Origin of the sequence: Paenibacillus sp. VT-400, assembly GCF_001029205.1 — a bacterium.
Lineage (GTDB): Bacteria > Bacillota > Bacilli > Paenibacillales > Paenibacillaceae > Paenibacillus > Paenibacillus amylolyticus.
In genome coordinates this window covers 2,788,518-2,812,806 of the sequence record NZ_LELF01000067.1, presented here as the reverse complement: position 1 = coordinate 2,812,806, position 24,289 = coordinate 2,788,518, and the positions used below count along the sequence as shown (strand labels likewise).

Below are 24,289 nucleotides of genomic sequence, written 5' to 3'. Positions count from 1 at the left end.
TCGTTGTAGTAGCTTCTCCCCTCCCATTTTAGCATCAATGTTTAATTGTTTATTCCATCAAATCTGTTACTGCACCTCTTGAAGCAGAGGAAACTAATTTAGCATATTTGGCAAGTACACCGGATTTCACTTTCAGTGGCGGTTGTACCCAAGCTTGCGCTCGAGCGGCCAACTCTTCTTCTGGCACTTCAACCTTAATTTCCTGAATGTCGCTATCAATGGTGATAATATCTCCATTTTGGAGCAAAGAGATCGGTCCACCTACTTGTGCCTCAGGGGATACATGGCCGACTACAAATCCATGCGAGCCACCCGAGAACCTACCATCTGTTATGAGAGCAACTTTCCCACCGAGACCTTTCCCTACAATGAGTGCTGTAACGGAAAGCATCTCAGGCATACCTGGTCCACCCTTCGGTCCACAATAGCGTATGACCAATACGTCCCCTTCTTGAATTTCATCATTCATGATCGCTTCTGTCGCTTCATCTTCGCTATCGTACACCTTTGTCGGTCCGGAAAACTGTTGTATCTTCATGCCTGACATTTTGGCAACAGCGCCTTCAGGAGCTAGGTTTCCTCGAAGCACAACCAGTGGTCCATTTGGTTTAAGCGGATTATTGAGTGGACGTATAATCTCTTGATCATTCTGAAGTGGAGCAGCTTCCGCTAAATTCTCCGCCAACGTTTTACCAGTTACGGTGAGGCAATCCCCATGAAGTAATCCCTCAGCGAGCAATAGCTTCATTACCCCGGAAACACCACCAATATCATTCAAATCCTGCATGACATACTGACCACTTGGCTTCAGATCTGCCAAATGAGGAACACGCAAGCGAATTCGTTCAAAATCATCCAAGGTTAAATCCACTTCTACGGAGTGCGCAATAGCTAGCAGATGGAGAAATGCGTTGGTTGATCCCCCTAGAGCCATAACAACGGTGATCGCATTCTCAAATGCTTTCTTCGTCATAATGTCTCTTGGGTAGATTTCCTGTTCAAGAAGTGAGATGACCTGCTTACCGGCTGCTTCGCATTCCAATGCTTTATCCGCTGAGATAGCTGATGTCGAAGATGAACCAGGCAAACACATACCCATTGCTTCTGCAGCTGCGGCCATCGTATTAGCGGTATACATCCCCCCACAAGCCCCTGGACCTGGACAAACACTGCATTCGACCTTATGCAATTGTTCGTCTGTTATTTTTCCATCTTGATATTGCCCAACGGCTTCAAAAGCTGAAACGATATCCACTTTTTTACCGTCGAGATTACCAGGTTGAATGGTTCCTCCATATACATAAACAGAAGGAATATTCATCCGTCCAATAGCCATCAAACATGCAGGCGTATTCTTGTCACACCCACCGATTGCAACAACGCCGTCAAAACGCTCGGCTCCGGTCACAATTTCAATCGAATCAGCTATAGCTTCCCGACTTGGTAGCGAGAACAACATCCCGCCATGCCCCATCGAGATCCCATCAGAAACGGTAATCGTATTAAAAATTAGTGGGGCACCGCCGTTATTACGTGCGCCCCGCTTAGCTTGCACCGCTAAATCATTGATGTGCATATTACACGGTGTTACTTCACTCCACGTACTTGCTATTCCGATCATTGGCTTTTTAAAATCCTCATCTTGAAATCCAACTGCACGCAGCATCGCTCTGTTCGGTACCCGGTTAGCACCTTCACTGATTACCTTGCTTCGAATGCGAAGATCTTTTTTATTTTCCATGTTTCTTCCCTCATTTCAAAGTATTTCGTTCAGTTCCTGCATCGGTCGAATAAAATTTTGTTTCATTAAATTATGGGCATCGTTGCTATTTTTGCCTTCAAAAGCTTTAATAATCTGATCATGTTCTTCAACTGAAGCTAGTGTAGCCGTAATAGGTTGTTTTAAAAATACGTATTTAAATCGCCTAATGTGAATCTGAAGAGATGTATTAAATGTAGCTACATAAGGATTATCTGAGAGCTCCACAATATAATTATGAAATTGCTCATCCACCTCCATAGCCTGATAAACTTGGCCATTCTTAATGGAACTTGCGAATTCCAAATTTATGGATCTTAGTTTCTCAATCTGTTCTGGAACAATAATTTTGGCGGTAATTTCAGCAGCTAAGGCCTGAAGAGCAGCCATCGTTGAATACATCTTAAAAATATCGTTTTTCTCAATATTCGTTACTTTTGTTTCTTTTCCTGGATGCATGGACACTAGGCCTTGAACTTCGAGTAACTGAAATGCCTCCCGAATCGGTGTCCGGCTGACTCCAAGCGATTCAGCCATTTCCGCATCAATAAGCTTTTCACCTGGTTGCAGTGTTCCATCAATGATCCATCGTTGAATCTGAGAAAAGGCTCTTTCTTTTGCGGACATACGGACTGGTAAGGAAAAATCTTTAGGTATTGGCATTGTTTTCATCCTCATTACAATTATTCTTATATGCAATATATCGCATACACGATCGAGAAGCAATTATTATTTCATTTACTCGCTCAATTAATTTTATCCAGATAACTACCTGTTTTTATTGAGAGTCTGAGACAAAAAAAGAGAACTATAATTTAAGAGTCTTTCTTTGAGAAATGTTACATAAGTAATATATTTTAATGTGAATGTTATTATATAAAATTATTTGGTACTAATGAGGGCTTATGTACTTTTTACTTAAGTATACATCTAATCGGAAATCGGACGATGTTCTTGTCCATTACGGTAATCGGTACATGTTCTTGTCCCTCGACATGAGTTTGTAGTTTTAACTCCCACCCCTCCGTCGTATAATCTACCTAAAACGCCGAACTCATATTCCGAGTTCGGCGTTTTTAAAATTCAATGGACACAATTAATATGCCGGTTTGATCGACTCTCGCATCCTCCAGGTTCATGAATTTATGCCCTTTGTCTAAATAATGGCAAATGAATGCCTCAAAGAAGAATGAACCGTCAAAGCCGGCTTTCCAAAGGCTGTTGCATATTTCTCAACAAGTTTTTCTATAGAACGTTGTGTTAAACGTCTATTTTTAAAATGCTGTTCTACGTCCGCAGGCTTTTGAATGCCTTCCAGCCCTGAGTTTCGGGCTAGATGTTTTTGTTTGTCAGTAAAAAGTATTTTCGTATAACTTCCCCGTATGCGCATCAAGCACTTCGGGCGTCCGCTCGTGCTCGCTACCAATCATTCGATACACTAGTTCGTACGGGGCCTCTTCCACCCTAGCATTGTGCATCCGTTCCCATTGCAGACGCAGCTTGGCCTGTGCCGTCCATCGGAGGATGGCTGTCTGGTAATCAAATGAAGGCACGGTCTCCAGCTTCTTTAACTGTTCTGGCCTTATGGAGGGGGACATCAAACTTTTGACCCTCCCATTAGAGCGGTCAACAGCTAGTTGATAGCATTCATCCCTGACAGATATGTCTTGAACATATACACCAAAGCGAATGATTTCCAAACGATCTTCGTCGTCGCTCTCTTCAGTTAGAAGCTTGAGATACGGCAACATTTCGGCTGCTAGTCCTCGGACATAGTCCATAGCTACTTCTATACATGCGTCTCGATCCCAGGTTAATGGAGCTAGTTGATCTGGCTTACCATGCGAAACAAAGTCAATCAGTTGTCCGGATTGGCTGTCTACTCGCGCCTTGACCGCTCCCTCCATCTGATCAGCCCAATAGGCCTTCCAAGACCGGTCATTCTTGGCTGGACGCTCTTCATTCTGTTGCTTCCACACCATCAACTTGGTGTTCGAGCCAATATTGTCGTCTTGTACTAACTGAAATTGGTCGTTGTCTACGCCAATCCACTCTTCTAGGCTTCGTGCGGGCGGGAACTCACCTGGCCACTCGTCCAGAGTTCTTGGGTCAGAGGGGACAGCTTCTGCCCTATAGGCTGTCGGAACTTCCTCCTGTGATGATGCAGTATAGATTAGCCCTCTACTTCGGGGGGCGTAAACAAGATGGACCTGATCGTCACCATCCGTGTACACGGCTTTGTCCAATACGCAATACTCCACATGTAGCAAAAAATTCGCCTTCATACACGCCATCTGTTCCTCTTCTGGTGTGATCATGGTTGGGAGTGCTGGCCCTGGAACGGTTCCATAGTACCTAAATCCGACCACGCGACCGCTGGGATGAACCATAATCAGGCATCCCGTCTCAGGAAGCGGCAGCCCCATCGCCTTCTGCTGTCGTGTGTACACAAACATCCCTTCCATCCACTCCATCTCACAATACGGAAAATCACGCAGTGCGCCGGGATAATGATCTTCCAGGAATTGCTCTGCCTGCTGTTTGAGCTCCTCCTCAGATATCCGTGTCTCGTTGTCCAATGAGGCCCAGGAAATGGCATAGTCTAGCAAGTTGCCGTCCCTGGAGAGCGTGGCAGAAACGGCGTCATCACTCCCCGTTTTAACCCATAAGAATCCCGCTTCTCCCTTCCCTGTTCCCCTCCCGGTGTTCTCTTGATAGTCATTGACGATCAGATCATAATCCGGTGAAACGGCAAACTGGTGCTCTGCCTGTTGTCTTAACTGCAGGCGTAATGTATCCAGGTCTCGTTCGAGAAAATCTTGAGCCATTTCGTTGCGCAAATGTTCCAGCCCCTTCCGTAATTGTGTTTTTACAGTACCTAATGGCATATCCAGGAGATGGGCGATTTGCTGCTGGGTCAGGTCCTTCTTATATTTTAAGAACAGGAGCTGACGCAGCTTCGGATTCAGACTGGCCAATGCACGCTCCAGATCCAGGGTTTGATCGATATCATTAACGACCAATGGCTCTTGCGCCTGCGGGTCTTCGCTCAGGTGAACACGCTTGGATTTCTTCAAATGATTGAGCGCCCGGTTCACCACAATTCTGGTAAGCCAGCTCTCAAACGCTTCGGCTTGCTGCAGCGTTTGCAGTGACTCATAAGCCTTAACGAGGGCATCCTGAACGATATCCTCCGCATCTTTGGACTCCCGTACATAATGGCGAGCCACTCGGTGCAGCTTATCCGTTCGATCCTTTATAAGAGATACGAAGGCATCGTGATCTCCGTTTTGTGCGGCGTTGATTTGTTGCTGTGCATCGATCATTGTCGTTTACCTCCTGTTATATAGACAGCTAACTCGGGGGTTTGGATTTAATTAATGTAACATTATTCTTATAGTTGCTCCCAAATAAGTGCATATGCTGATTATTTAGATATACACCTAATCGGCAATCGGTACAAGTTCTTATCCTTAGCTTGGGACAAGAACTTGTACCGATAAAATAAAAAAGCCGCTAAAATAGCGACTTCAATGGGTTGATTCTCGTGATGTCAGGGCATCCTGTGGTTGATCGATCAGCATGGGCCAGTACCTTCAGCTCCTTCACTTCATCAGTCCAATTATAAAGGTGAACATGAGTTGTGGCTGGGTCTTTATGGGCAGATTTCCAGTGCTCGCTTCGTTGAGCCCCTTTACTGCCCATTAGCTCTTTCATCTCTGCTGTACCTTCTTCCAACAGAATTACCCGTTTTGTCGTAACAACCCCCGCATAACTTCATCGTCGAACGAATTGAATACAGTCAACGTGATAGATCTACGAAAACATGTTACATGCAATTTTAGTCAGCTATTTAAAAGCTCGACTTATTTTAAATTTCAGAATAATCTTGTAATTCTCTCGATCTTCAGATGAAGAGAATTCTCCTATCATCCGATGCATAACTTTTTCTATGATTTTTTCACCCAATTTATAACTTTCTACAGATTCATTCTTTATTTTTAATTTGTTTTCTACACAAATCACAAAATGATTATCTTCTATATAAGTAAATAAATTAATTTTTTGCTCTCGATCTGCATATTTTAGTATGTTAGACAGAAAATTATCAAATACACGTCCGATATTTTCCATATCCACAATAATTATGACATCAGTAGGGGAGGCATTTACAAGCACCTGAAATCCTTCCGCTCTAAGTACAGCTGTAATATCTGACAATACATCATGAATTGATTCCCGAACTGAAAGGGTTACTAAGTCTGCCTCCCTCTCTTTATCTAATAAAAAATATGAAAACAGATCGTCTGTACGATTCTTAAGTTGGAGAGCCTTTTGATACGCACTCTCGATTTGATACCTTGTTTCTACACATAAATCTTCTGGTGTATTACGGGCAAACTCTAAATACATGATGAGAGATGTCAGTGGCGTACGCATATCGTGAGACATTTCGGTTGCAAGATTTCTACTCTCATTTTGCAAATTTTCTATCCTTTCTAACCTGCCTAAAAATGCTTTACGTAGTTCCTCTATACTTTCCGCAATCATCGCCAATTCATCATACCCTCGTACCGTTATAGAATAGTCTAATGAGCCGCCTTCAAGGATATGAATTTCATTATTAATTGTGCGTAAATATTTGATCCCTCTACGTATTCCTAATAAAACAATGGTTATAAATAACATTGCGGACAGCAATATTTCAAGCATGTAGGCCACATTATAGTAGTGAGAAAAATAAAATCCATAGATTGAAACGTTACCTGTCCCATCCTTAAATTGTACTGGGTAAGAGTTCCGTCGATCATAATCAGTTTCAGGCTGACTTCCATATGCTCCTTCGTCATCAGCATGGTACAAGGAATCATATTGAAGCACCTGGTTCTGAAATACGTATAAAAATAAATTACTCTTCTGACTTTTAATCCAGTCTGAAAACGCAATACGATCTGTCGTTGACAGATCGTTTGCTGAAACATATTCTGAAAATTTTTGGACATAAACTTGAGATTCGGACTTTAAACGCTCATCAGAAGTAAAATAATGATCCATAACCCGATTGCTTATGGACTGCAAAAGTAAAAAACAAAGAACACTTATGGTGAGAGCAATAATTATTAAAACAGTCAACTTTTTAGTTATAGTAAGTTTATGAGTGGCCAAAACGGTAACCTCTTCCCCATTCCGTTAAGATATACGCTGGTTTTGCTGGATCTTCTTCGATTTTCAATCGTAATTTTCGGATGTGTACTACTACCGTATTATTTGAACTGTAGAAATAAGGTTCTTTCCAAATACTCTCATAAATATTTTGGGCAGAGAAAATTTTATTTCTTCTGGTCATCAACAGTTTAAGTAGACCGTACTCCAGATCGGAAAGCTCAATCTTCTGACTGCCTTTCCATACATCGTTAAATTGTTCACTTACTTTTAAGCGTCCTCCGATAAGAAATGTTTCGCCATAATCCTTTTTATCTTGATAAATCGTATACCTACGCAACAAAGCAATAACTCTTGCCAGAAGCTCCTGTACAGAAAAAGGTTTAGTTAAGTAATCATCTCCACCAGCAAGCAAACCTTCCGTTTTGTCCAAAGTTCCGGATTTAGCAGTTAGAAAAAGAATAGGAACATTGTATCGTTCTCTGATTCGTATACAAGCCTCCAGTCCGTTTATTCCAGGCATCATAATATCCAGAATCACCAAATCCAATGACTCATTTACTAATTCAATTCCCTGTTCTCCATCTTTAGCTGTTGTTACTTCATAACCTTCACGGACAAGAGACATACGTAGCAGATCACGAATTTCCTGATCATCTTCAACCACTAAAATCCGGCTTGTCATAGTTCACCTCATACTTGATTTAACTTTTAGCTATCCGTGCGAAGCAATGGCTGTGTACTGCAACGGAAAGCTCCGCCGAAAGAACGAGAAATTTCGTAATCAACATATTCTACTTTGATTCCTCTTTTCTCAAGCTCTTTTCCAATTGTATTTTTGAATGCAATGTCCGTAACATATACTTTGCTACTGATTGGCAATCCATTTACTGCCAAATCTTGAGCATCCTTGTAACTCACTTCGATTTTGTCCCAATTATTAAGTTCTTCTGGGAGCCCATTGGCTAACGAATCCATGCTAACAATCATTAATCCATCTCTTACAAAACTGATAGCACAATCCAGGTGCAATGTGCCAGGCTCTAGCTTCACCTCAACCACCTTATAACCTGATGGTGTCAAATAGTTTCTGAGCCAATCAATACCGGCTTTGTTTGAAGCTAGACCAGAATTACCGACGAATACAGTCTTTCCATACACGAGGATATCTCCACCTTCAAGGTAAGGACCGGCAGCAGAGTTGATTCCTTTAGAAACGTCTGGTTGTGGGACAGCTACATGCGGAACGTTATTTTGGGCTGCTTCCTTATCCAGAATACTTCTAACAGGTAAAACCTCAAGTCTCCGGTAAGCCGATTTAAATGAACCTTCAATTAGATGATTTCCGATTGTGAAGAATGGATCTCTGACAAAGAAATTAGTTACTCCTTCGCCACCTGTAATGCCATCTTTCACAGCCCCTAGTTGTTTTTCTTTTTCATTTAAAAGGCGTGGACGTTGAACCTCAACCCCGTATTTTTCAAGAACCTTTTTAAGATCTTCACGCTCTTTTTCCCACTTTTTCTGTGCCTCTGCCGGATCCGTATTCATTATAGACATGCCTCCTTCAGGCATAGGCATGTCTCCTTCTGGAAAATCATCAAAATTGAAGTGCATAAAAGCTTCAGATTGTGTCAATACAACTCTTTTTAGCGTGGCGAATTCACTCTCTACATATACATTGTTTTTCTCACTTTTTGTAGTCACAGTTCCATTCACTTCCGTAACTCTATTAACTTTAGACACACCAGTCGCCCCTGCCACTGGTAATATGCTAGTTACCAGTACAAGTGATAATGCTGTTGATCCAACCCACTTCAAACTCTTTCTTTTCATATTAATGCCCTCCTAATAATTTGTTTTAATGCTTACAGTTTGAATTATAGAGAGCAATTCTTAACAGTTTATGAAGGCATACTATTTTAATTTAAACTCCTCCCCGTAAGGTCTGACAAGAGATCTTTTAAATGAATCACATCTTCTTCCATCAAAAACTTAGATACCCGCTTCTCCATGTTTTGGCTCACGCAGTTTAATAGAAGGATTGCTAGATAGATAGGTTTCTTCATATGTAAAGCAAAATAAGGAACGTTCAAAACGGATACGGTGCCCTAGGCTGCTTGGTTTTAGACGATCAGGTTGCTTTGCTAAGTATTCCTTCAGGAGATTTAGAGTTACTCCCGAAATATCTACAATCCCTTGATCAGAAACCAACATCTTGAGTTGTAAAGCATACGCACCCAATGTATTCAGGCTCAACCCTTGAATTCGTTTATCTGCCTTATAATGATTCCAAAGTTCAATTAAAATCATAATAAAACCTCCTATTAAGAGCAATTAATTAAGGATGTAATTATGGAACTTCGTCATCTAATTACCTTAAAGACCATCGTTGAAAAAGGGGGATTTTAAGAAAGCAGTTTATCAACGCTTGGGTAAACAAGTCGTTCTTACTCAGTATGGTCATCAATTCCTGCCGTATGCTTTAAAAATCATTGAGTTGTACACTCAAGCGCTCACTACAAATGATAAGGCAACTGGTAATTTAACACTCGGTATCTAGGAGTCTTTAATGATCTTTCGTAGTCCTTTAGCTCCTCTTTTTTGTTGTATTTACAACAAAAAAATATCGTTTATAATCATTCTAAAAGTATGTTTAATTTGTTTTTAATTACAAAATGAATTTCTGAAAGGATTATAAGAAATGAAATCAAAAAAAATAGACTCAATTGAGGGGCTCAACATCGCTTTTCAAATAAGAGAAGAAGTGTTTGTGAAAGAACAAAATGTACCAATTGAAGATGAGTTTGATGATTATGATAATTTAGATGGACAGTGTGAGCACATCCTGGTCTATTTTAATGAACTACCCGCCGGAACAGGCAGAATTATTATTCGAGATGGCGTAGGTAAATTAGATCGAATATGTATCTTAAAACCTTATCGCGAATATGGTCTCGGTAAATTAATTGTTACATCACTGGAAGAAATTGCAGAAAATAAAGGAATATCCAAAGTTAAATTACACGGACAGACACATGCAGAGGGATTTTATCACAAGCTAGGATACCAGACTACTTCCGATGTATTTATGGAAGATGGAATTCCGCATTATCTAATGGTAAAAGATTTATTATCGAAATGATGCCGTTATCACGTGTAAATCTGGTCGGTTTGTTCTTGTCCTTAGCTTGGGACAAGAACTTGGTTCCTTAAAACAAAAAAAGTCGCTAAGCAGTTTGATTATAACCTGCCCTATCCTCGGTTTTATTGAGCTATCGTTTCCCGAATCTTTAGATTGCAACTTCTTCCATAACTCGCCTCAATTTCTTTAGACAATACATTTGTTTGTTCCCCTAGATATTTCAAGTCGTTAGTCAGAACTGTTGTATCGTCGCCTAACCGAGTCATAACTGATACACTTACAACATTTCGAACATCAACATCATTACTTAAAGCTATTTGTTCGATAAAACCCAAAATTATCACAAGTATTTTTTCCTCACTTTTGGTTAATTCATGGTTAATTTAAGTGTGAACAACATTTTTATAATTTAACGTTATCTCTTTCCTCTTTAAGCAAGGTTAGTCCCACTCAACTCTTCGACTTATTTGTTAAACTATCCTGCCCTTATGATACGGTTCGAAGTATTATCTGTAGAGCGAAATCGAAGGCACCCAATAGGGTGCCTTCGATTTTCTTACTGTCTCTCTTTGGCAAGTTGGATAAACGAACTCAAATCCATTAACCAACCTTGTTCGGACACTCGTTCATTGTAAAGAACGTGCAAGTGCTGCAACAGAACCGCGGAAATCGGGTCTGCCGTCAGCCGTCCACAAAAGCGCTGTCACAAATGTATGGCGATTCGGATCGTACAGCGGATCTCCTATAATGTTCTTGTACGTTCTTGCGTGAAACACAAATAGCGTCTCTTCGTCGTCCTCTGACACCGTGAAGGAATTATGACCGGGACCATACATTGAGATACTCTCATCTGTAGAGAAAACCGCTGCTTGAGACTTGCGCCATGAGGTGGCATCGAGCAAATCAGCATCCGCATCGGCTTCAAGTAAGCCCATGCAATAATTGAAATCGGTGGCGCTAGCCGAGTAAGAGAGGAATACCCGATTACCCTTGCGAAGAAATGCCGCGCCTTCGTTCACTTTATAACCAATGATCTCCCAGTCATATTCCGGCATCGAAATCATCGTTTGCGACCCAGTCAACGTCCACGGATTGCTCATTTTAGATATATACAGATTAGAGTTACCTTCAATATTCGGATCCTTTTGTGCCCATACGTAATACCGGCTTCCATTATGCTCAAAGGTAGTGGCATCGAGGGCGAAGCTTTCCCACTCGGTACGAACCTGCCCTCTTTCCGTCCAAATGCCTTCGAGCGGATTGGCATTTTCATTCTCTAGCACGTACATCCGATGGTCGAACAAGCCTTCATTCGTTTCCGTCGTGTGTGCGGCAGCGAAATACACGTACCATTTGTCATCAATAAAATGCAGTTCGGGTGCCCAAATATTGGCACTAAGGATACCAGTCTCGCGCTTTCTCCAGATCACTACAGGAGTTGATGTAACAAGCTTCTCAAGGTTCTGGGCTCTACGGATTTCAATCCGATCATACTCCGGAACGGATGCTACGAAGTAATAATAACCATCCGAATGTCTGTAAATAAAAGGATCAGCTCTCTGTTCAATTAATGGTTGAATGTCGTGTGACGCTCGTTGTTGGATTTCCATCTTATCACCTGTTTCATCATAATATAGATTACCCTTTAACAGCGCCTGCAGTCATACCGTCTATGAAATATTTCTGAAAAGCAATGAATAGTATGAAAATTGGAATGATGGAGAAGAAGGAGCCCACGATTAATAAGTCATAGTTATTGCCATAAGGAGTTAACAACGTTTTCAAACCGATTGGAAGTGTATATTTACTCTGATCTCCGAGCACCATGAATGGCCACAATAGATTATTCCAGCTATTCATACCATTCAATATGGCCATTGCTGCAAACGATGGCTTCATAATCGGCATAATTAGTCTGAAATAAATCGCATACTCGTTTGCGCCATCAACCCGCCCAGATTGAATAATCTCTTTGGGTATGCTTCGTAGATATTGCCTGAAGAAAAATATTGTCGCGGCATTGGCTATACCGGGCAGAATGATTGCCGAATAGCTATTCACCATTCCCAAATCATTAATTAGGCTGTACAAAGGAACCAGCAGTATTTCGAAAGGCACCATCATAATGAGTAAAACACATATAAAGAGGAAGTTCTTACCTTTAAAATGATATGCTGCAAAACCATATGCAACAAATGCGCTTACAAAAAGTGTTAAAACCACTTGAACGATTGTTAAAATCATACTGTTCCAAAACCACACAAAATAATCATGTTCTCCAGTAAACAGAAAGATGAAATTATCAAAACTCATGATTTCAAAATCCAAACTTAGGTTAAGTCCATATCTAACTAATGATTCACCTGGTTTAAAGGAAGATAGGGCCACTGCGTAGAATGGGATCATAATTATAACGAATAGTATAATGAATAAACAAATAATTACTATTCTAGAGATGAAATCACTCCTCGTCTGACTTCTGCCCACTTTAATCCTCCTCCTTTTTGAACATTCCACTAAATTTCAACTGCGTTAAATTGATAACCATAGCAATGACTAACAGAACGATACCAACTGCAGCTGCGTAACCCAGCTTATTCTGCTCAATCCCTTGTCTATACAGATATCCAACAATGGTTAAGCCAATATTTTGGGGTGATTTGTTACCGTTGAACATCATCAGGCTCTCGGTAAACATTGCTAAACCTGCATAAACACTAATTGTGGTAACATATACCGTGGTCGGCTTCAATAATGGCATTGTGATCGTTCTAAACTTCTGCCAAGCAGATGCACCGTCAATTGAAGCAGCCTCATAATATTCATTGTCAATGCTTTTCAAACCCGATAGATAGTAAAGCATATTAACGCCTGTCCATCTCCAACATGCGAGGATTAACAGTGCTGCCATACTCCAATTTCCGTCTTTCAAAAATTTGATAGGCTCTACACCAAATATACCTAGGAAACTGTTCATTAATGAACCTTCCATCTCACCGAATGTAAGGCGGAAAATGGTACCCGCAACTGCGACAGATGTCAATGCAGGGAGAAAGAAAGAAGATTTAAAAAACTCTCTTCCCATCATTAACTTACTGTTGATCATAACGGCGAATAACATGGGAAAAGGAATCAACAGCACTAAGGTTCCTAACATGTACACAATGCTATTTTTAATAGATGTCAAAAACACTTTATCAGTGAGTAATTTCGAATAATTTGCTTCACCAATCCATTTAGGATCCTGTCCCAGCATCCTATCTTGAAAGCTCATTACGAATGAATTTACAAGCGGAAAAAACCAGAATACCAAAAATATGAGTATAAATGGCAATACAAAAACATAAGGTGCAACTTTTTGAGAGTATACAAATTTCTTTATCATATTCTCAATCTCCCTTGACTATGGTTAAACCTGCCGACCACTGTACCTGCCGACAGGTTTAATCAAATCATTTACTTATTATATTTATTTCAATTCTTGTTCAATTGCTGCTTGTGCTTCATCCAACGCTTCCTTCACGTCTTGGCCATCTTCAAAGATAGCATTCAAAGTAACCGTATTGAATATATTGCCGATGGTTGGTGAAGCTTTAACGGACTTAATCGCTCTAATTTCGTCTTTGATTTCATTCAAAGTATCAAATGCATTTGTTTTAAAGTATTGGACGTATTCATTTTCAGGGTTTTTCGTAACTGCATCATCTTTCCATACTTCCATGTTGATTGGGTCAAATCCAAGTGTATTCCAGATTTCTGTAGTAGCTTCTTTCGAAAGCTTAGCAAAGGCTACAAATTCTTTTGCCAACTGAACGTCTTTACCATTCTTAGTAACAACTGTGCCAGTACCGCCTAAGCCAACGGAACGAGGATTACCTTCTTTGAATACAGGCAATGGAGCTATTGCATACTTACCTTTAAGGTCTTTCATTTCGTTTACAAAGCGGGACATGTACCACTCAGGCATCAATGCACTTGCGTAGTTGCCTTTGTTATATTCACCTTTTGCTTCTTCTGTGTCGGGTTGTCCGCCAGGGATCGTATGAATAACATTGTTCTTCTGCAGATCGACTAACATTTCATACGCTTTAATCATTTCAGGCGAGTTCACTTTTGGATTACCATTTTCATCTGTAAAATCGGCATTTTGCTGAGCTAGTAGCAGCGATGCTTGCCACGAAGCTGATGTATCAGCAGTACCTAAGTACTTGCCAGTCTTTTCGTAAACCTTGATACCTGCTTGTTTGTAATCTTCCCACGTTTTGATTGTCTTGTAGTCAACACCTGCTTGTTCGAGAATTTCAGTGTTGTAGAAAGCAAGCGTAGCACCTACGTGATAATCAAAGCCATAAACCTGATCGGCTTTGGAGTAAATCTCGACACGTGAAGGAACAACAACGTCTTTGTATGGTGTAAATACATCATTCAAAGATTCCAGGGGAACGTTGTCACCTTCCAAGAATTTAGGGAATTGACCAAGCTCAATATCCGCGATATCAGGAGCACCTTTTCCGCTTGTAACTGCCAATAAGAGCTTGTTGTGCATATCATCGTAAGGCATAACCGTTACATTCAACTTAATCTGTTTGTCTGGGTTCTGTTGGTTCCATAACCCCAGCATTTTATCCAAATGCTTGCCGTGCAAATCTGCGAATGTCCAAAATGATAATTCTGTTGCATTCTCACCGGCATTAGCGCCTAATTGTTGTGTTTCCGTTTTTGAACCAGAAGGACTACCACATGCAGTAAAAACAAGTGACATAATCAGGAGAGTAACGATGGAGATTAAAGCACTGCGTTTTTTCATTTGTTCGTCATCCTCTCTTTTTTGTTATGCATTTGAAAAGTCGGCTGACTAGTTAGTTCTGTTAATTTAAGCGGTTACAATCCATCTTGGCACCACCATCCTTAACATAATTCTAACCTTTCAAAGAAAAGACCCCTTCGCAACAATTTCTCAGATTCCATATTGTAAGCGCTTTACATGCCGTATTATAATATATATGAAATAAGCTTTATATAACCAATTGATTATAAAATCATAAAGTTTATGGGGAGATGCTACTCTTTGAAAAAGCTGGCGCTCTACAAACAAATTCGAGAAAACATTATACAGAAAATTAAATCAGGGCAGCTTCGGCCAACGGACCGCATTCCTTCTGAACAAGAACTAATGGACGAATTCAGAGTAAGTAAAATAACCGTCAGGAACGCCCTAACCCTACTAGCTGACGAAGGATTAATTATACGCGTACAAGGCAAAGGCTCATTCGTCTCTTCTAGTCTTGTTGTTTCTAGCATCAATTTCTCGCCATCCCCACGCAGCGCGTGCTCCATGCCGCTCATCGGCTTCATCATTCCGACGATGAGAACCCGTGTCATTCAGAAGCTCGTTGACTACACGGAACACTTCCTACAAGAAGCCTGCCTCAGCATGGTACTAAGCATCACGCGCGAGTCCTCCTCTATCGAATCAAACGTCATTCGTACACTAACGGAGCTCGGTGTGAAGGGGTTGATCGTTTTTCCAACAGAAGATGAGAAGTATAACGAATCATTACTGCGTCTGTCGCTCGATAAATTCCCGTGTGTGTTCATCGACCGCTATCTGCGCAACATTGAGACGTACACCATTACATCCGACAATTACGGCGGTGCGTATAAAGCTGTATCCCATTTGTTATCCAAGAGTCATCAGCAGATTGCGCTCATCTCACCTGAAAATGCCAATACAGCCGTCGAGGATCGCACGCTCGGCTTTGAGCAGGCGTACACAGATCAAGGCATCTCGATTGACAAGAGCTTGTGGTGTCACATCCCTCTCGACATTCTACGCAGCGAGCAAGCATTGGACTATGTAAGCAACTTCTTACAGAACCACAGTGGAATTTCGGCAGCCTTTTCCTTGACTGAAGAAACAGCACGCCTTACATCCGCCGCTATCAGTCTTCTGAACGTTCACTCAAATATCGACTTGCTATCTTTTGATAATCCACATCTTTCAGGCGTAGCTTATGTGCAGCAGGATGAACAGGAAATGGCACGAACAGCTGTAAAGCTGTTACGTGAACAAATGGATGATATCTATTCTCCCAAGAACGCCGTTATTCCCGTGCAACTCATCTTCCCTTGACACGACAAACGTTGCAGCCTACACAATGATCTTGTCTTCAGCTTGGGACAAGACTTGGTTCCTAAAAACAAAAAAAGGCACCTCTGTGGAGAGATACCTTTACCTATATTATCCGCAAGACATGTTTCTGGCTGAGCAATGGATAAACATTGAATAATGCTGCAGATTTCAAACACCATAAATAAATTTAGTTGTCATTGTATACAGCCTCCCTTTTTCGCAGTACCACTACGATATCTGTCTGAGGTACAAATAAATTATAATTCGTTACATGCACTTGTCTCGTTTCGGTTACTGATTCTATCTTTAATTCAGGAGGAAGACAGCGCTCTATGTGAGTAATTAATGTTTCTTTGGTAAATCTCCAAATTACACCATCAATCGAAGAGTTCGCCATATAACCACCGTCCGTTACAGAACCTGAAAGAGACTTGAGAACAACCGGGTCCGCAATAATGATAGATCCACCGTCACGTAACAGTCTGCAGCTCTCTATGAAGGCTTTTTTGTGATAGCGAATGTGATGAAAGCTTCTTGCAAACAAAATCATATCGCAGCTATGATCAGGTAAAGAAGTCGGTTTATCAATGAAAGCATGGATATAAGAATTAAACCTTCCCCACTTCTTTCCAAGTTTTAGAGCATTTATATTCGGATCCATGTTAAGAAAACGAACATCCTTCTGCTTGCGAAGATACTTGTTCAATAAACCTGTACCACAGCCCACCTGAAGAACATCGCCCTTTAAAGGGGGTAAAACTTTGTAAACATTACGAGGAATAGGAAAATTTTGAACGTACATGGCCAATTCGTAGAAAATCGGATAACGCTCTTGCAATCGAACCAATTTACTGGTGTAGAAAGGATTCCGCTTTTTGTGACGTTTAAAGTCCCATTTGTTCAAATAGTAGACAGGGGTTAACAGCAAGAACAGAATAATAAAGACACTTTGGACGCTATAAATTCCAAGTTTACTAAAACGATCATTGGAATTATGAGACATCATTTGTTTAGAAGTATTCAAAATGATCACTTCCCTCTCACAACGCTATAAATGGTGTAGAACCTCTTTAACATAATAAACAAATCCTATATATGGTTGAATGTTTTGTTGAAATCGCTTATGTATATGAAAGAGAAGGGCTTCATCAGATTGGGGGCCAATGTATTTTGGTTTCCAAAGGCGACTTGTCTGTCATCCCCCTGGTGTATCACATGTGTTTCAACCACTGGATTTGAAAGAACAGGTTCCGTTATATATTATGAACTGTCTGTATAAGCCGTTTTTGGAGAAATCATTTTTTCGTGGAGGCCTCAATTGGACAATGTTTGTCGAGCGGCGTAACGAATTTCGCAACGTATTCGAGCAAATGTTACATCAACAGGAGGCTAATGCTACGCCTTATTTAGCTGCTGCTCAATATCAATCATAGTCGTCTTGGTCTGGAATGGTACAATGTTCTTGTCCCTCATCTGAGCATCGAAAAAGCCGCCCACAGGCGACCTTTTGAGCAAGAATACGATTTCTAATTTGAAGTATGATCATCAGGACGATGGATCATATAGGTCTGCATCATGTTCTTCGATCCAATCAATTTGCCTGAATCCATAGCCAGCCATCGTTTGCTGCACATCCAGCACCTCTAATTCCGGTGCCTGCCAAGGCGTTTTTTTCGTTTCCATCGGCCGTCCCCTCTTTCTGCAAAAAATGGAACCAACTGGAACCAAGATGCGAGCACCCTTACATTACTTGTGCGATACAAACTTTTTTGGGATACGATTTGTATCTTTTTGAAAATTATAAGACACAATACGTATCTAAGTAAACAACTATTTCATCCCTTTCTATGGGTTAAGTATTTCCCTGTAGCGCTACTGACCCAAGTTAAAGCCCACTCTCCTCTATATAGCTTTTTTATTTTGATACTCATCTAATCGTTAATCGGACTATTTTCTTGTCCCTCCACAGGAAAAGAAGTTCCCTACTAAAACTCGTCGACACGCGCTTCACGCATTCAACTGGATAAAGCCATTAGGATATATGTGTGTCAACAAAATTCTAATTAAGATAAATTTATTAATTCAATTAGTATACTGCTGAAGTATTCTTTGTTCAGCAGAGATTTTCTCCAAGTTTGAGTGAAACAACTGATCCTCCTCCTATCAAAAAAGCAGCCCCGTCAGGAGCTGCCTCATGTATTATGCCTTATATTGTAATCTTATCTGTTTCCGTTACCAGCTAACTTACTCCGCACCCGGATAAGGATTGATCTTCTGGATCGTTCCATCTTCGTTGTAGTTCAGCTCCGAATATTTAACGCAGCGCTTGTGGTTGACGCCTTCCGACAGGGAGCTGTCGTGATAGAACAGATACCACTTGTCTTCAACTTGCACAATGGAGTGATGGGTTGTCCAGCCGATAACCGGAGAGAGAATCTCGCCCTTGAACGTGAATGGTCCCATCGGGTTCTTGCCGATCGCATATACGAGCTTATGCGTGGTTCCTGTAGAGTAGGACAAGTAGTAATAGCCGTTATATTTATGCACCCATGGGCCTTCAAAATATCTCCGTTCCTCATCCCCAGCCAGAATCGGATTCCCGTCTTCATCGATAATCGATATCTCGGCAGGCTTGCCTTGGAAGGACAGCATGTCGTCGCTAAGCAGTGCAACTTGCGGTCCAAGCGCCGGCTGGTCAGGAGCAGGTCCTTCTGCATCTGGCACGAAGCTGCCGGTCTGCCATTTCTCCAACTGGCCACCCCAGAGTCCGCCGAAATAGATGTATGACTGATTGTCGTCATCCACCAATACGGCCGGATCGATACTGAAGCTGCCTTCCATATAATTCGGTTGCGGCATGAATGGGCCTGCCGGAGACTCTGATGTTGCCACACCCAGACGGAAGATGTCGTCATGATCCCGTGCCGGGAAAAACAGGTAATAGGTATTGTTCTTATAAGCGGCATCTGGTGCCCAGAGCTGCTTGGAGGCCCACGGAATATCTCTCAGATGCAACGCTTCACCGTGATCAACCACCGGGGAATCGAAGTTGTTCATCGAGAGGACATGATAGTCTTCCATTTTATACTGGTCGCCGTTATCGTTGCTCGGCTCGTCATGATCGAGGTCATGGGAAGGATAGATGTAGATTTTGCCCTCGTAGACATGGACGGACGGGTCAGCAGTGAAGATGTGGGTTACGAGCGGTTGGTGGGGCTTAGGTAGTTGTTGTTGATTCATAAGGCATCTCCTTTGGTATTGGAATAATAAAATACTTCATGTACGGGATTACGGTAATTCATTGATTGCATCCTCAGAATTAAAAGCAAGCGTTTACAACCTCTAATGTTATTGTATAAGCCCCGCTTATTCTTTCCTAGTACACATAATAAAGATCTTCCCCCGAAAAAATGTACAATTCCCGCCCATCTCATTATATTGGAAATATACACCAATTGCTCGCATTTTGTTTACCCGGCGGGACATTTTTGGTGAGTTCTATTACAGGCCGCAAACTTTGTAACAGATCTTCTCCCCATACAAAGATAAGTTATGAGGTGAAACATATACATTCTTATATCTTAAATAAGAATACTTCAATGAAGTCAACTTTTTTGCGTTGTCTTGTCACACATGATTACTTCTTCTCCTCTGGATCGCAACCGTTATTTTTTGTGTGTTCTTTCGTTATTATCTTCCAGGAAAAATGATTTTTCTAATTATATAATAACGAGCTTTCATGTTAAACCACCTGCCCGTTAGCTTAATGAATTAACAGGCAAAATAACAATTAGATTTTAGCCTAATCGGCAATCGGACTAAGTTCTTGTCCTTGGCTCGGGACAAGAACTTAGTCCGATAAAATAAAAAGCCGCTAAAATAGCGACTTCAATAGGATCATGTTCTTGTCCCTCAACATTTAGTGTCATACACTATATAGCTCGATTTTCGTTCTGTTTTTTATAAGTTCCCCTTTCTTGCATTAAAAAAGCAATTCGGACTTAATCCCGCCAACGGAAAGGCCAAGCGATTTCAAACCCTCTTCGATTGCCGGATTTATCATTCATCCTGGATTCCCGGCAACTCATAACGTTGTTGCAAATGGCAATCCTAAAACATCAGCTATTGTTCCATGTTTTGGAAATATTTATTAATTACTCCTTTAATCCTTCTAACTCCAGCAGCAGAAGATTGTTCTTTTTTAATACTGAACTTTCCTAAGTTTGTTGTATCTTCTACATGAGGTCCTCCACATACTTCTCGACTCCAAACTTTCCCTTCGTTATCTTTGATTGTATACACTTTAACGATATCCGGATATTTATCCCAAAAATTCCCTTCCACATTACTTTCTTTTGCTTCAACTTTAGGCATCTCGGAAATATAGGTAACTGCTTTTGATGAAATCGCATCATTCACATACTTTTCCACCTCAGCTATTTGCTCTGGCGTAAGTTTTTCATCATGGTTGAAGTCAAACCGTAATCGTTCTGAAGTAATATTACTGCCTTGTTGATGAACATGATCACCTAACACTTCCCTTAAACCAGCAAGTAATAAATGAGATACCGTGTGCAGCGCTGTTGTTTCTTTTGAATGTTCAGCGAGTCCACCTTTAAATTTACCCGAAGAAGCAGTTCTGCTCTTTTCGGCATGTTTCTTTGCCGCCTCTAAATAAGAAGCCTTATCCTCCATGTTATATCCACTTTCAGTTAGAAACTCTTCCGTCAACTCCAAGGGAAACCCATATGTTTCGTAAAAATAAAAAGCATCTGCACCTGTAACTTTACCCTTATTCTTAAGATGTTTTTGTATTTCAAATTCTCCTTGCTGTAAAGTTCTATAGAAAAGATTTTCTTCCTTATTTATTATTTCGATAACTTTCTTTTTATTATCCGTCAAATCTTCATAAGTTGTTGCTTCATCGATATAAACTTCAGACAACTTACCCACAAAACTGCCTTGTATGCCTATCTTTTTACCTGCTCGAATCGCCCTTCTTAATAATCTTCTTGTTATATACCCTGCATCACTATTCGCTGGTTCTGCACCATCATTAATTAAAAAAGTAGCCGCTCTCACATGATCAAGTATGATTCTAAACCACTTTAAATCGTCAGTATATTGTTTACCACTTATCTCCATCAATTTTATCTTGGGATTAAAAAAGAAAGCCGTGTTATAAATATCCTTGTCACTATTAAGGGCTGTTGCAACCCTTTCTAATCCACCTCCATAATCAATATTGGGATTTTGCATTTTTACAAATCCTGTGTCTTCTTTTTTGTAACACATAAATACGTTGTTCCCAATTTCTAAAAATCTCTCGCTTTCAGAAGCAGGATGATCCAGTGAATCACCATCTGGCTCAAGATCGTAGAACATTTCACTATCAGGCCCACCGGGTTCACCAACAGGCATATCCACTGGACTTCCGGATCGACTCCACCAATTTTCTTTTTCATCGTATAAGAATATTTTCCCACCTCTAGATGCCCCATATTGATACGGATCATCTTCAACGATAGGTTCTATACCAACTGATTTAAATTTTTCTGACCAGATTTGAATGGTTTCCGTATCTTTCTGTATATTCAAATCATCACTTCCTATAAAAACACTGATATATAGTCTGCCAGGATCAATTCCTAATTCTTTAATATGCCAATTCCAAACGGCATCGATTTGCTTTTTCTTATAGTGATTTTCATTTGCTTTAAACTCCCATCGACCTACCATTTCAAAAAATGTCAGATGCGACGTATCTCCTACTTCATCAATATCGCCTGTCCTTAAACACTTCTGAATATTAGCAATGTCATTGCCTATTGGATGCTTTTCCCCCAATAAATATGGAACCATAGGTTGCATTCCGCTTCCCGTAAACAGTGTTGAGGGATCATTCTCTGGCAACAAGCTAGAAGAGGGCACTTGGCTAGCCCCTATTCCTTTCATAAAGTCAATGTATGATTTTCTTAATTCATCTGGTGTCATTTTAACCATGCTCAATACCTCCATTTTATTATTATTTATACTTGAAAAATGATTTTGCATATGTTTAAACGAAAAAGAATAAAACAAAAAAGCCCTAAGCTGACATATTTCATGTCAACTTAGGGCGAACGATTATGTCCGTGGTACCACCTAAATTCAGATTTCTCTGCACTCGATCAATACGGGATATCTCCGATATTGTTTCCTGAATAACGGTGGAACTCCGTTGAAGCCTACTGAGATTCCTCTGTTCGGTTCACAGCTCCGAGACTGCTTCGCTATTAGATCAATGAAGATTCGCACCAACCATCTTCTCTCTGTGAGATCCCTAATAGCTACTATTTCTCATCATAGCCTTTTCGTTTTAAGTTAAAGCTATGCTATCACACTCAACTTGCTCCGTCAATTAACATTTATGTTAAATTCTTAAAAGGGCAGAAATTAGTTAATCTGCCCTTTTCTTTGGAGGTTATTGCTTGTTAAAGCGATAGAGATAGGATTCATTCGTTGACAAACTTCTCAAATTCACTTTTCAGCCAATGCTGATTCTGATATGCAATATACTGTTCCATCCGAATCAGTAGATCAACCAATTCTGGCTTTGTTAGCTGCATATAACGCTAAAATCATCACCAATTTTAAAACAGAATGGTTTCGGGGGTAACACCCTTAGGATACTCTTCCTCCCATACGTTTTTCTCTACATAGGCCTGGTACCACATCTCGGCAATTACATCCGGATCATTAATTGCGCCAGTACCTGACTCCTTGATCAATAAACCTAATGAGCGGTGGCCCACAAAAATCCCTTGAGCAGACAATGAAGTATGAAGATTAGCAACATAATTGCGTAACCCTGCAAGAGCAATACCGATATTCCCCATCATGGACACAGGGTACATGGCGGATAATCCTGAGGTAAAGAGCAAGGCTCCCTCTTTCCTAGCGAGCATATCAGGGAGAACAGCATTGACGACATGGATGGCACTAACCACATTCGCCTCAAATGCGTCCCTGGCGTTCTCCGCCGTTAACTCCAATACAGAAGTGGGAGGATAATTGCCTGCTGTTGGACTGAATTCCAACACATCAATCTGACCATACTTTTCTTTCATGTTGGTCATAGCCTGTTCAATCTGTTCCTTGTTAAAAATATCTGCTACGAAATAAGATGCCTCGATACCATCCGCTTTCAGTTCATCCACCATATCTTGCAGTTTTGCAGCATTTCTTGCAACTAATGCCACTTGGAAGCCGCGCTTGCCAAAGCTCTTCGCAATAGATAATCCTAATCCCTTACCTGCACCAACAATCGCCAGTGTTTTCATTTATGATTCTCCTTTTATGAATGAGTTAGTGAGTTCAATTGACAGTTGTAATTGTAAAACGTACAATTAAAAGACTCAATGGTCGATATAATTCAATGTGTTAAATAAACATCACTTTTGATAAATCTGGCTATTATTTATGGAGGGGAAGCACGAATTGGGTAAAGATAAAGTGGATCTGCGCATTCTCAAAACGCGGAAAGCCATTAAAGAAGCGTTTCTGAGATTAGTACAAACCAAAGGCTATGAACGAATTACTGTGCAGGACATTGCCAAAGAAGCGATGATAAATCGCAACACATTTTATTTGCACTATGTAGATAAACCTCAATTCATGGAGAAGTTATTTCAGGAAAACGTGGAGAGTTTAAATGCTTGCTTAAGCCTGGAAGTGAGTTCAATTCATGAGATGGATAAAGATATGTTTGCTACCATGTTAAAAACGATTTTCGACGATATTGAAGCCAATATGATATTTTTTAAGACAATGATCACTCAAAATATTTATCCAAACTTCTCCGTATACTTGAAAGAGGCTTTTAAAACGATCATTTTTTCGGGAATCGGCGATCATCGCCACGATGAGAAGATAAAAATTGGCATCGAATACATGATATCTGGATTGGTAGGAGTAATTTGTCTCTGGATAGTTGAACCGGAGAACTACAGGGTAGATAACTTTATCGAGCAATTGAGTGAAATTCACTATTCTAACATGGTTGACTTGCTGAAGGATACTTGATACTAAACTAGTATGATCTGAACAG

Annotated in this window: 19 protein-coding genes, 2 pseudogenes and 1 other annotated feature; of the genes and pseudogenes, 4 read left to right on the top strand and 17 right to left on the bottom strand. The window is 40.6% G+C overall.

The features are described from left to right. Nucleotides 1-49 precede the first annotated feature (49 nt). The 8 genes and pseudogenes from ilvD to EL84_RS22940 form a co-directional block, all read right to left on the bottom strand. A complete protein-coding gene (gene ilvD, locus EL84_RS22975; protein WP_017688240.1) occupies nucleotides 50-1,741 on the bottom strand; it encodes a dihydroxy-acid dehydratase in 1,692 nt (563 codons plus the stop codon). 15 nt (nucleotides 1,742-1,756) lie between these two features. Continuing rightward, nucleotides 1,757-2,422 (bottom strand): GntR family transcriptional regulator, encoded by a 666-nt coding sequence (locus tag EL84_RS22970; RefSeq protein WP_047843257.1) that lies wholly within the window; start codon nucleotides 2,420-2,422, stop codon nucleotides 1,757-1,759. A 502-nt stretch (nucleotides 2,423-2,924) separates the two neighbouring features. After that, a pseudogene (locus EL84_RS32605) lies at nucleotides 2,925-3,035 on the bottom strand (tyrosine recombinase XerS); the annotation flags it as partial. A gap of 73 nt (nucleotides 3,036-3,108) precedes the next feature. Beyond that, nucleotides 3,109-5,085, bottom strand: a complete 1,977-nt coding sequence (locus EL84_RS22965) for a sigma-70 family RNA polymerase sigma factor (protein ID WP_047843256.1) — start codon at nucleotides 5,083-5,085, stop codon at nucleotides 3,109-3,111. A gap of 523 nt (nucleotides 5,086-5,608) precedes the next feature. After that, a complete protein-coding gene (locus tag EL84_RS22955) occupies nucleotides 5,609-6,925 on the bottom strand; it encodes a sensor histidine kinase (protein WP_047843254.1) in 1,317 nt (438 codons plus the stop codon). Beyond that, nucleotides 6,912-7,607: a response regulator transcription factor gene (locus EL84_RS22950; protein ID WP_036673666.1), complete on the bottom strand. Its 696-nt coding sequence runs from the start codon at nucleotides 7,605-7,607 to the stop codon at nucleotides 6,912-6,914. The genes EL84_RS22955 and EL84_RS22950 overlap by 14 nt, the downstream gene beginning before the upstream one ends. A 26-nt stretch (nucleotides 7,608-7,633) precedes the next feature. After that, a complete protein-coding gene (locus EL84_RS22945; protein ID WP_082219107.1) occupies nucleotides 7,634-8,758 on the bottom strand; it encodes a dimethylarginine dimethylaminohydrolase family protein in 1,125 nt (374 codons plus the stop codon). A 159-nt stretch (nucleotides 8,759-8,917) separates the two neighbouring features. Next, nucleotides 8,918-9,235, bottom strand: a complete 318-nt coding sequence (locus EL84_RS22940; RefSeq protein ID WP_235431582.1) for a hypothetical protein — start codon at nucleotides 9,233-9,235, stop codon at nucleotides 8,918-8,920. A 42-nt stretch (nucleotides 9,236-9,277) separates the two neighbouring features. Here EL84_RS22940 and EL84_RS32600 point away from each other — a divergent pair. Further along, a pseudogene (locus EL84_RS32600) lies at nucleotides 9,278-9,482 on the top strand (LysR family transcriptional regulator); the annotation flags it as partial. A gap of 144 nt (nucleotides 9,483-9,626) precedes the next feature. Next, the gene (locus EL84_RS22935; protein WP_047843253.1) at nucleotides 9,627-10,067 is read left to right on the top strand and encodes a GNAT family N-acetyltransferase; all 441 of its coding nucleotides are present in this window, start codon (nucleotides 9,627-9,629) and stop codon (nucleotides 10,065-10,067) included. 626 nt (nucleotides 10,068-10,693) lie between these two features. On the opposite strand, the gene EL84_RS22925 is transcribed toward EL84_RS22935, so the two are convergent. The 4 genes from EL84_RS22925 to EL84_RS22910 form a co-directional block, all read right to left on the bottom strand. After that, the gene (locus EL84_RS22925) at nucleotides 10,694-11,677 is read right to left on the bottom strand and encodes a family 43 glycosylhydrolase (protein ID WP_152683060.1); all 984 of its coding nucleotides are present in this window, start codon (nucleotides 11,675-11,677) and stop codon (nucleotides 10,694-10,696) included. A 28-nt stretch (nucleotides 11,678-11,705) separates the two neighbouring features. After that, on the bottom strand, nucleotides 11,706-12,524 hold the full coding sequence (locus EL84_RS22920; RefSeq protein WP_370739079.1) for a carbohydrate ABC transporter permease: 819 nt from the start codon (nucleotides 12,522-12,524) through the stop codon (nucleotides 11,706-11,708). Nucleotides 12,525-12,555: 31 nt separating this feature from the next. Beyond that, nucleotides 12,556-13,452 (bottom strand): carbohydrate ABC transporter permease, encoded by an 897-nt coding sequence (locus EL84_RS22915; protein ID WP_036673654.1) that lies wholly within the window; start codon nucleotides 13,450-13,452, stop codon nucleotides 12,556-12,558. Nucleotides 13,453-13,536: 84 nt separating this feature from the next. Beyond that, nucleotides 13,537-14,874 (bottom strand): ABC transporter substrate-binding protein, encoded by a 1,338-nt coding sequence (locus EL84_RS22910; protein WP_036673653.1) that lies wholly within the window; start codon nucleotides 14,872-14,874, stop codon nucleotides 13,537-13,539. A gap of 261 nt (nucleotides 14,875-15,135) precedes the next feature. On the opposite strand from EL84_RS22910, the gene EL84_RS22905 reads away from it, so the two are divergent. Then, nucleotides 15,136-16,200 (top strand): GntR family transcriptional regulator, encoded by a 1,065-nt coding sequence (locus EL84_RS22905; protein ID WP_047843252.1) that lies wholly within the window; start codon nucleotides 15,136-15,138, stop codon nucleotides 16,198-16,200. 187 nt (nucleotides 16,201-16,387) lie between these two features. Here the strand turns inward: EL84_RS22905 and EL84_RS22900 are convergent, their stop codons facing one another. The 5 genes from EL84_RS22900 to EL84_RS22880 form a co-directional block, all read right to left on the bottom strand. Further along, nucleotides 16,388-17,224, bottom strand: a complete 837-nt coding sequence (locus EL84_RS22900; protein ID WP_047843251.1) for a class I SAM-dependent methyltransferase — start codon at nucleotides 17,222-17,224, stop codon at nucleotides 16,388-16,390. 521 nt (nucleotides 17,225-17,745) lie between these two features. Further along, entirely contained in the window at nucleotides 17,746-17,883 is a 138-nt protein-coding gene (locus EL84_RS31830) for a paeninodin family lasso peptide (RefSeq protein WP_106427116.1), read from the bottom strand. A 561-nt stretch (nucleotides 17,884-18,444) separates the two neighbouring features. Beyond that, the gene (locus EL84_RS22890; RefSeq protein WP_047843249.1) at nucleotides 18,445-19,440 is read right to left on the bottom strand and encodes a glycoside hydrolase family 43 protein; all 996 of its coding nucleotides are present in this window, start codon (nucleotides 19,438-19,440) and stop codon (nucleotides 18,445-18,447) included. Nucleotides 19,441-20,322: 882 nt separating this feature from the next. Beyond that, nucleotides 20,323-22,203, bottom strand: coding sequence for an alanine--tRNA ligase (locus EL84_RS22885; protein WP_047843248.1), 1,881 nt, complete (start codon nucleotides 22,201-22,203; stop codon nucleotides 20,323-20,325). A gap of 108 nt (nucleotides 22,204-22,311) precedes the next feature. Next, nucleotides 22,312-22,555 (bottom strand) — a binding site (T-box leader). 277 nt (nucleotides 22,556-22,832) lie between these two features. Next, nucleotides 22,833-23,522: an SDR family NAD(P)-dependent oxidoreductase gene (locus tag EL84_RS22880; protein ID WP_047843247.1), complete on the bottom strand. Its 690-nt coding sequence runs from the start codon at nucleotides 23,520-23,522 to the stop codon at nucleotides 22,833-22,835. Nucleotides 23,523-23,679: 157 nt separating this feature from the next. On the opposite strand from EL84_RS22880, the gene EL84_RS22875 reads away from it, so the two are divergent. Continuing rightward, a complete protein-coding gene (locus EL84_RS22875) occupies nucleotides 23,680-24,264 on the top strand; it encodes a TetR/AcrR family transcriptional regulator (RefSeq protein WP_051447337.1) in 585 nt (194 codons plus the stop codon). Nucleotides 24,265-24,289 lie beyond the last annotated feature (25 nt).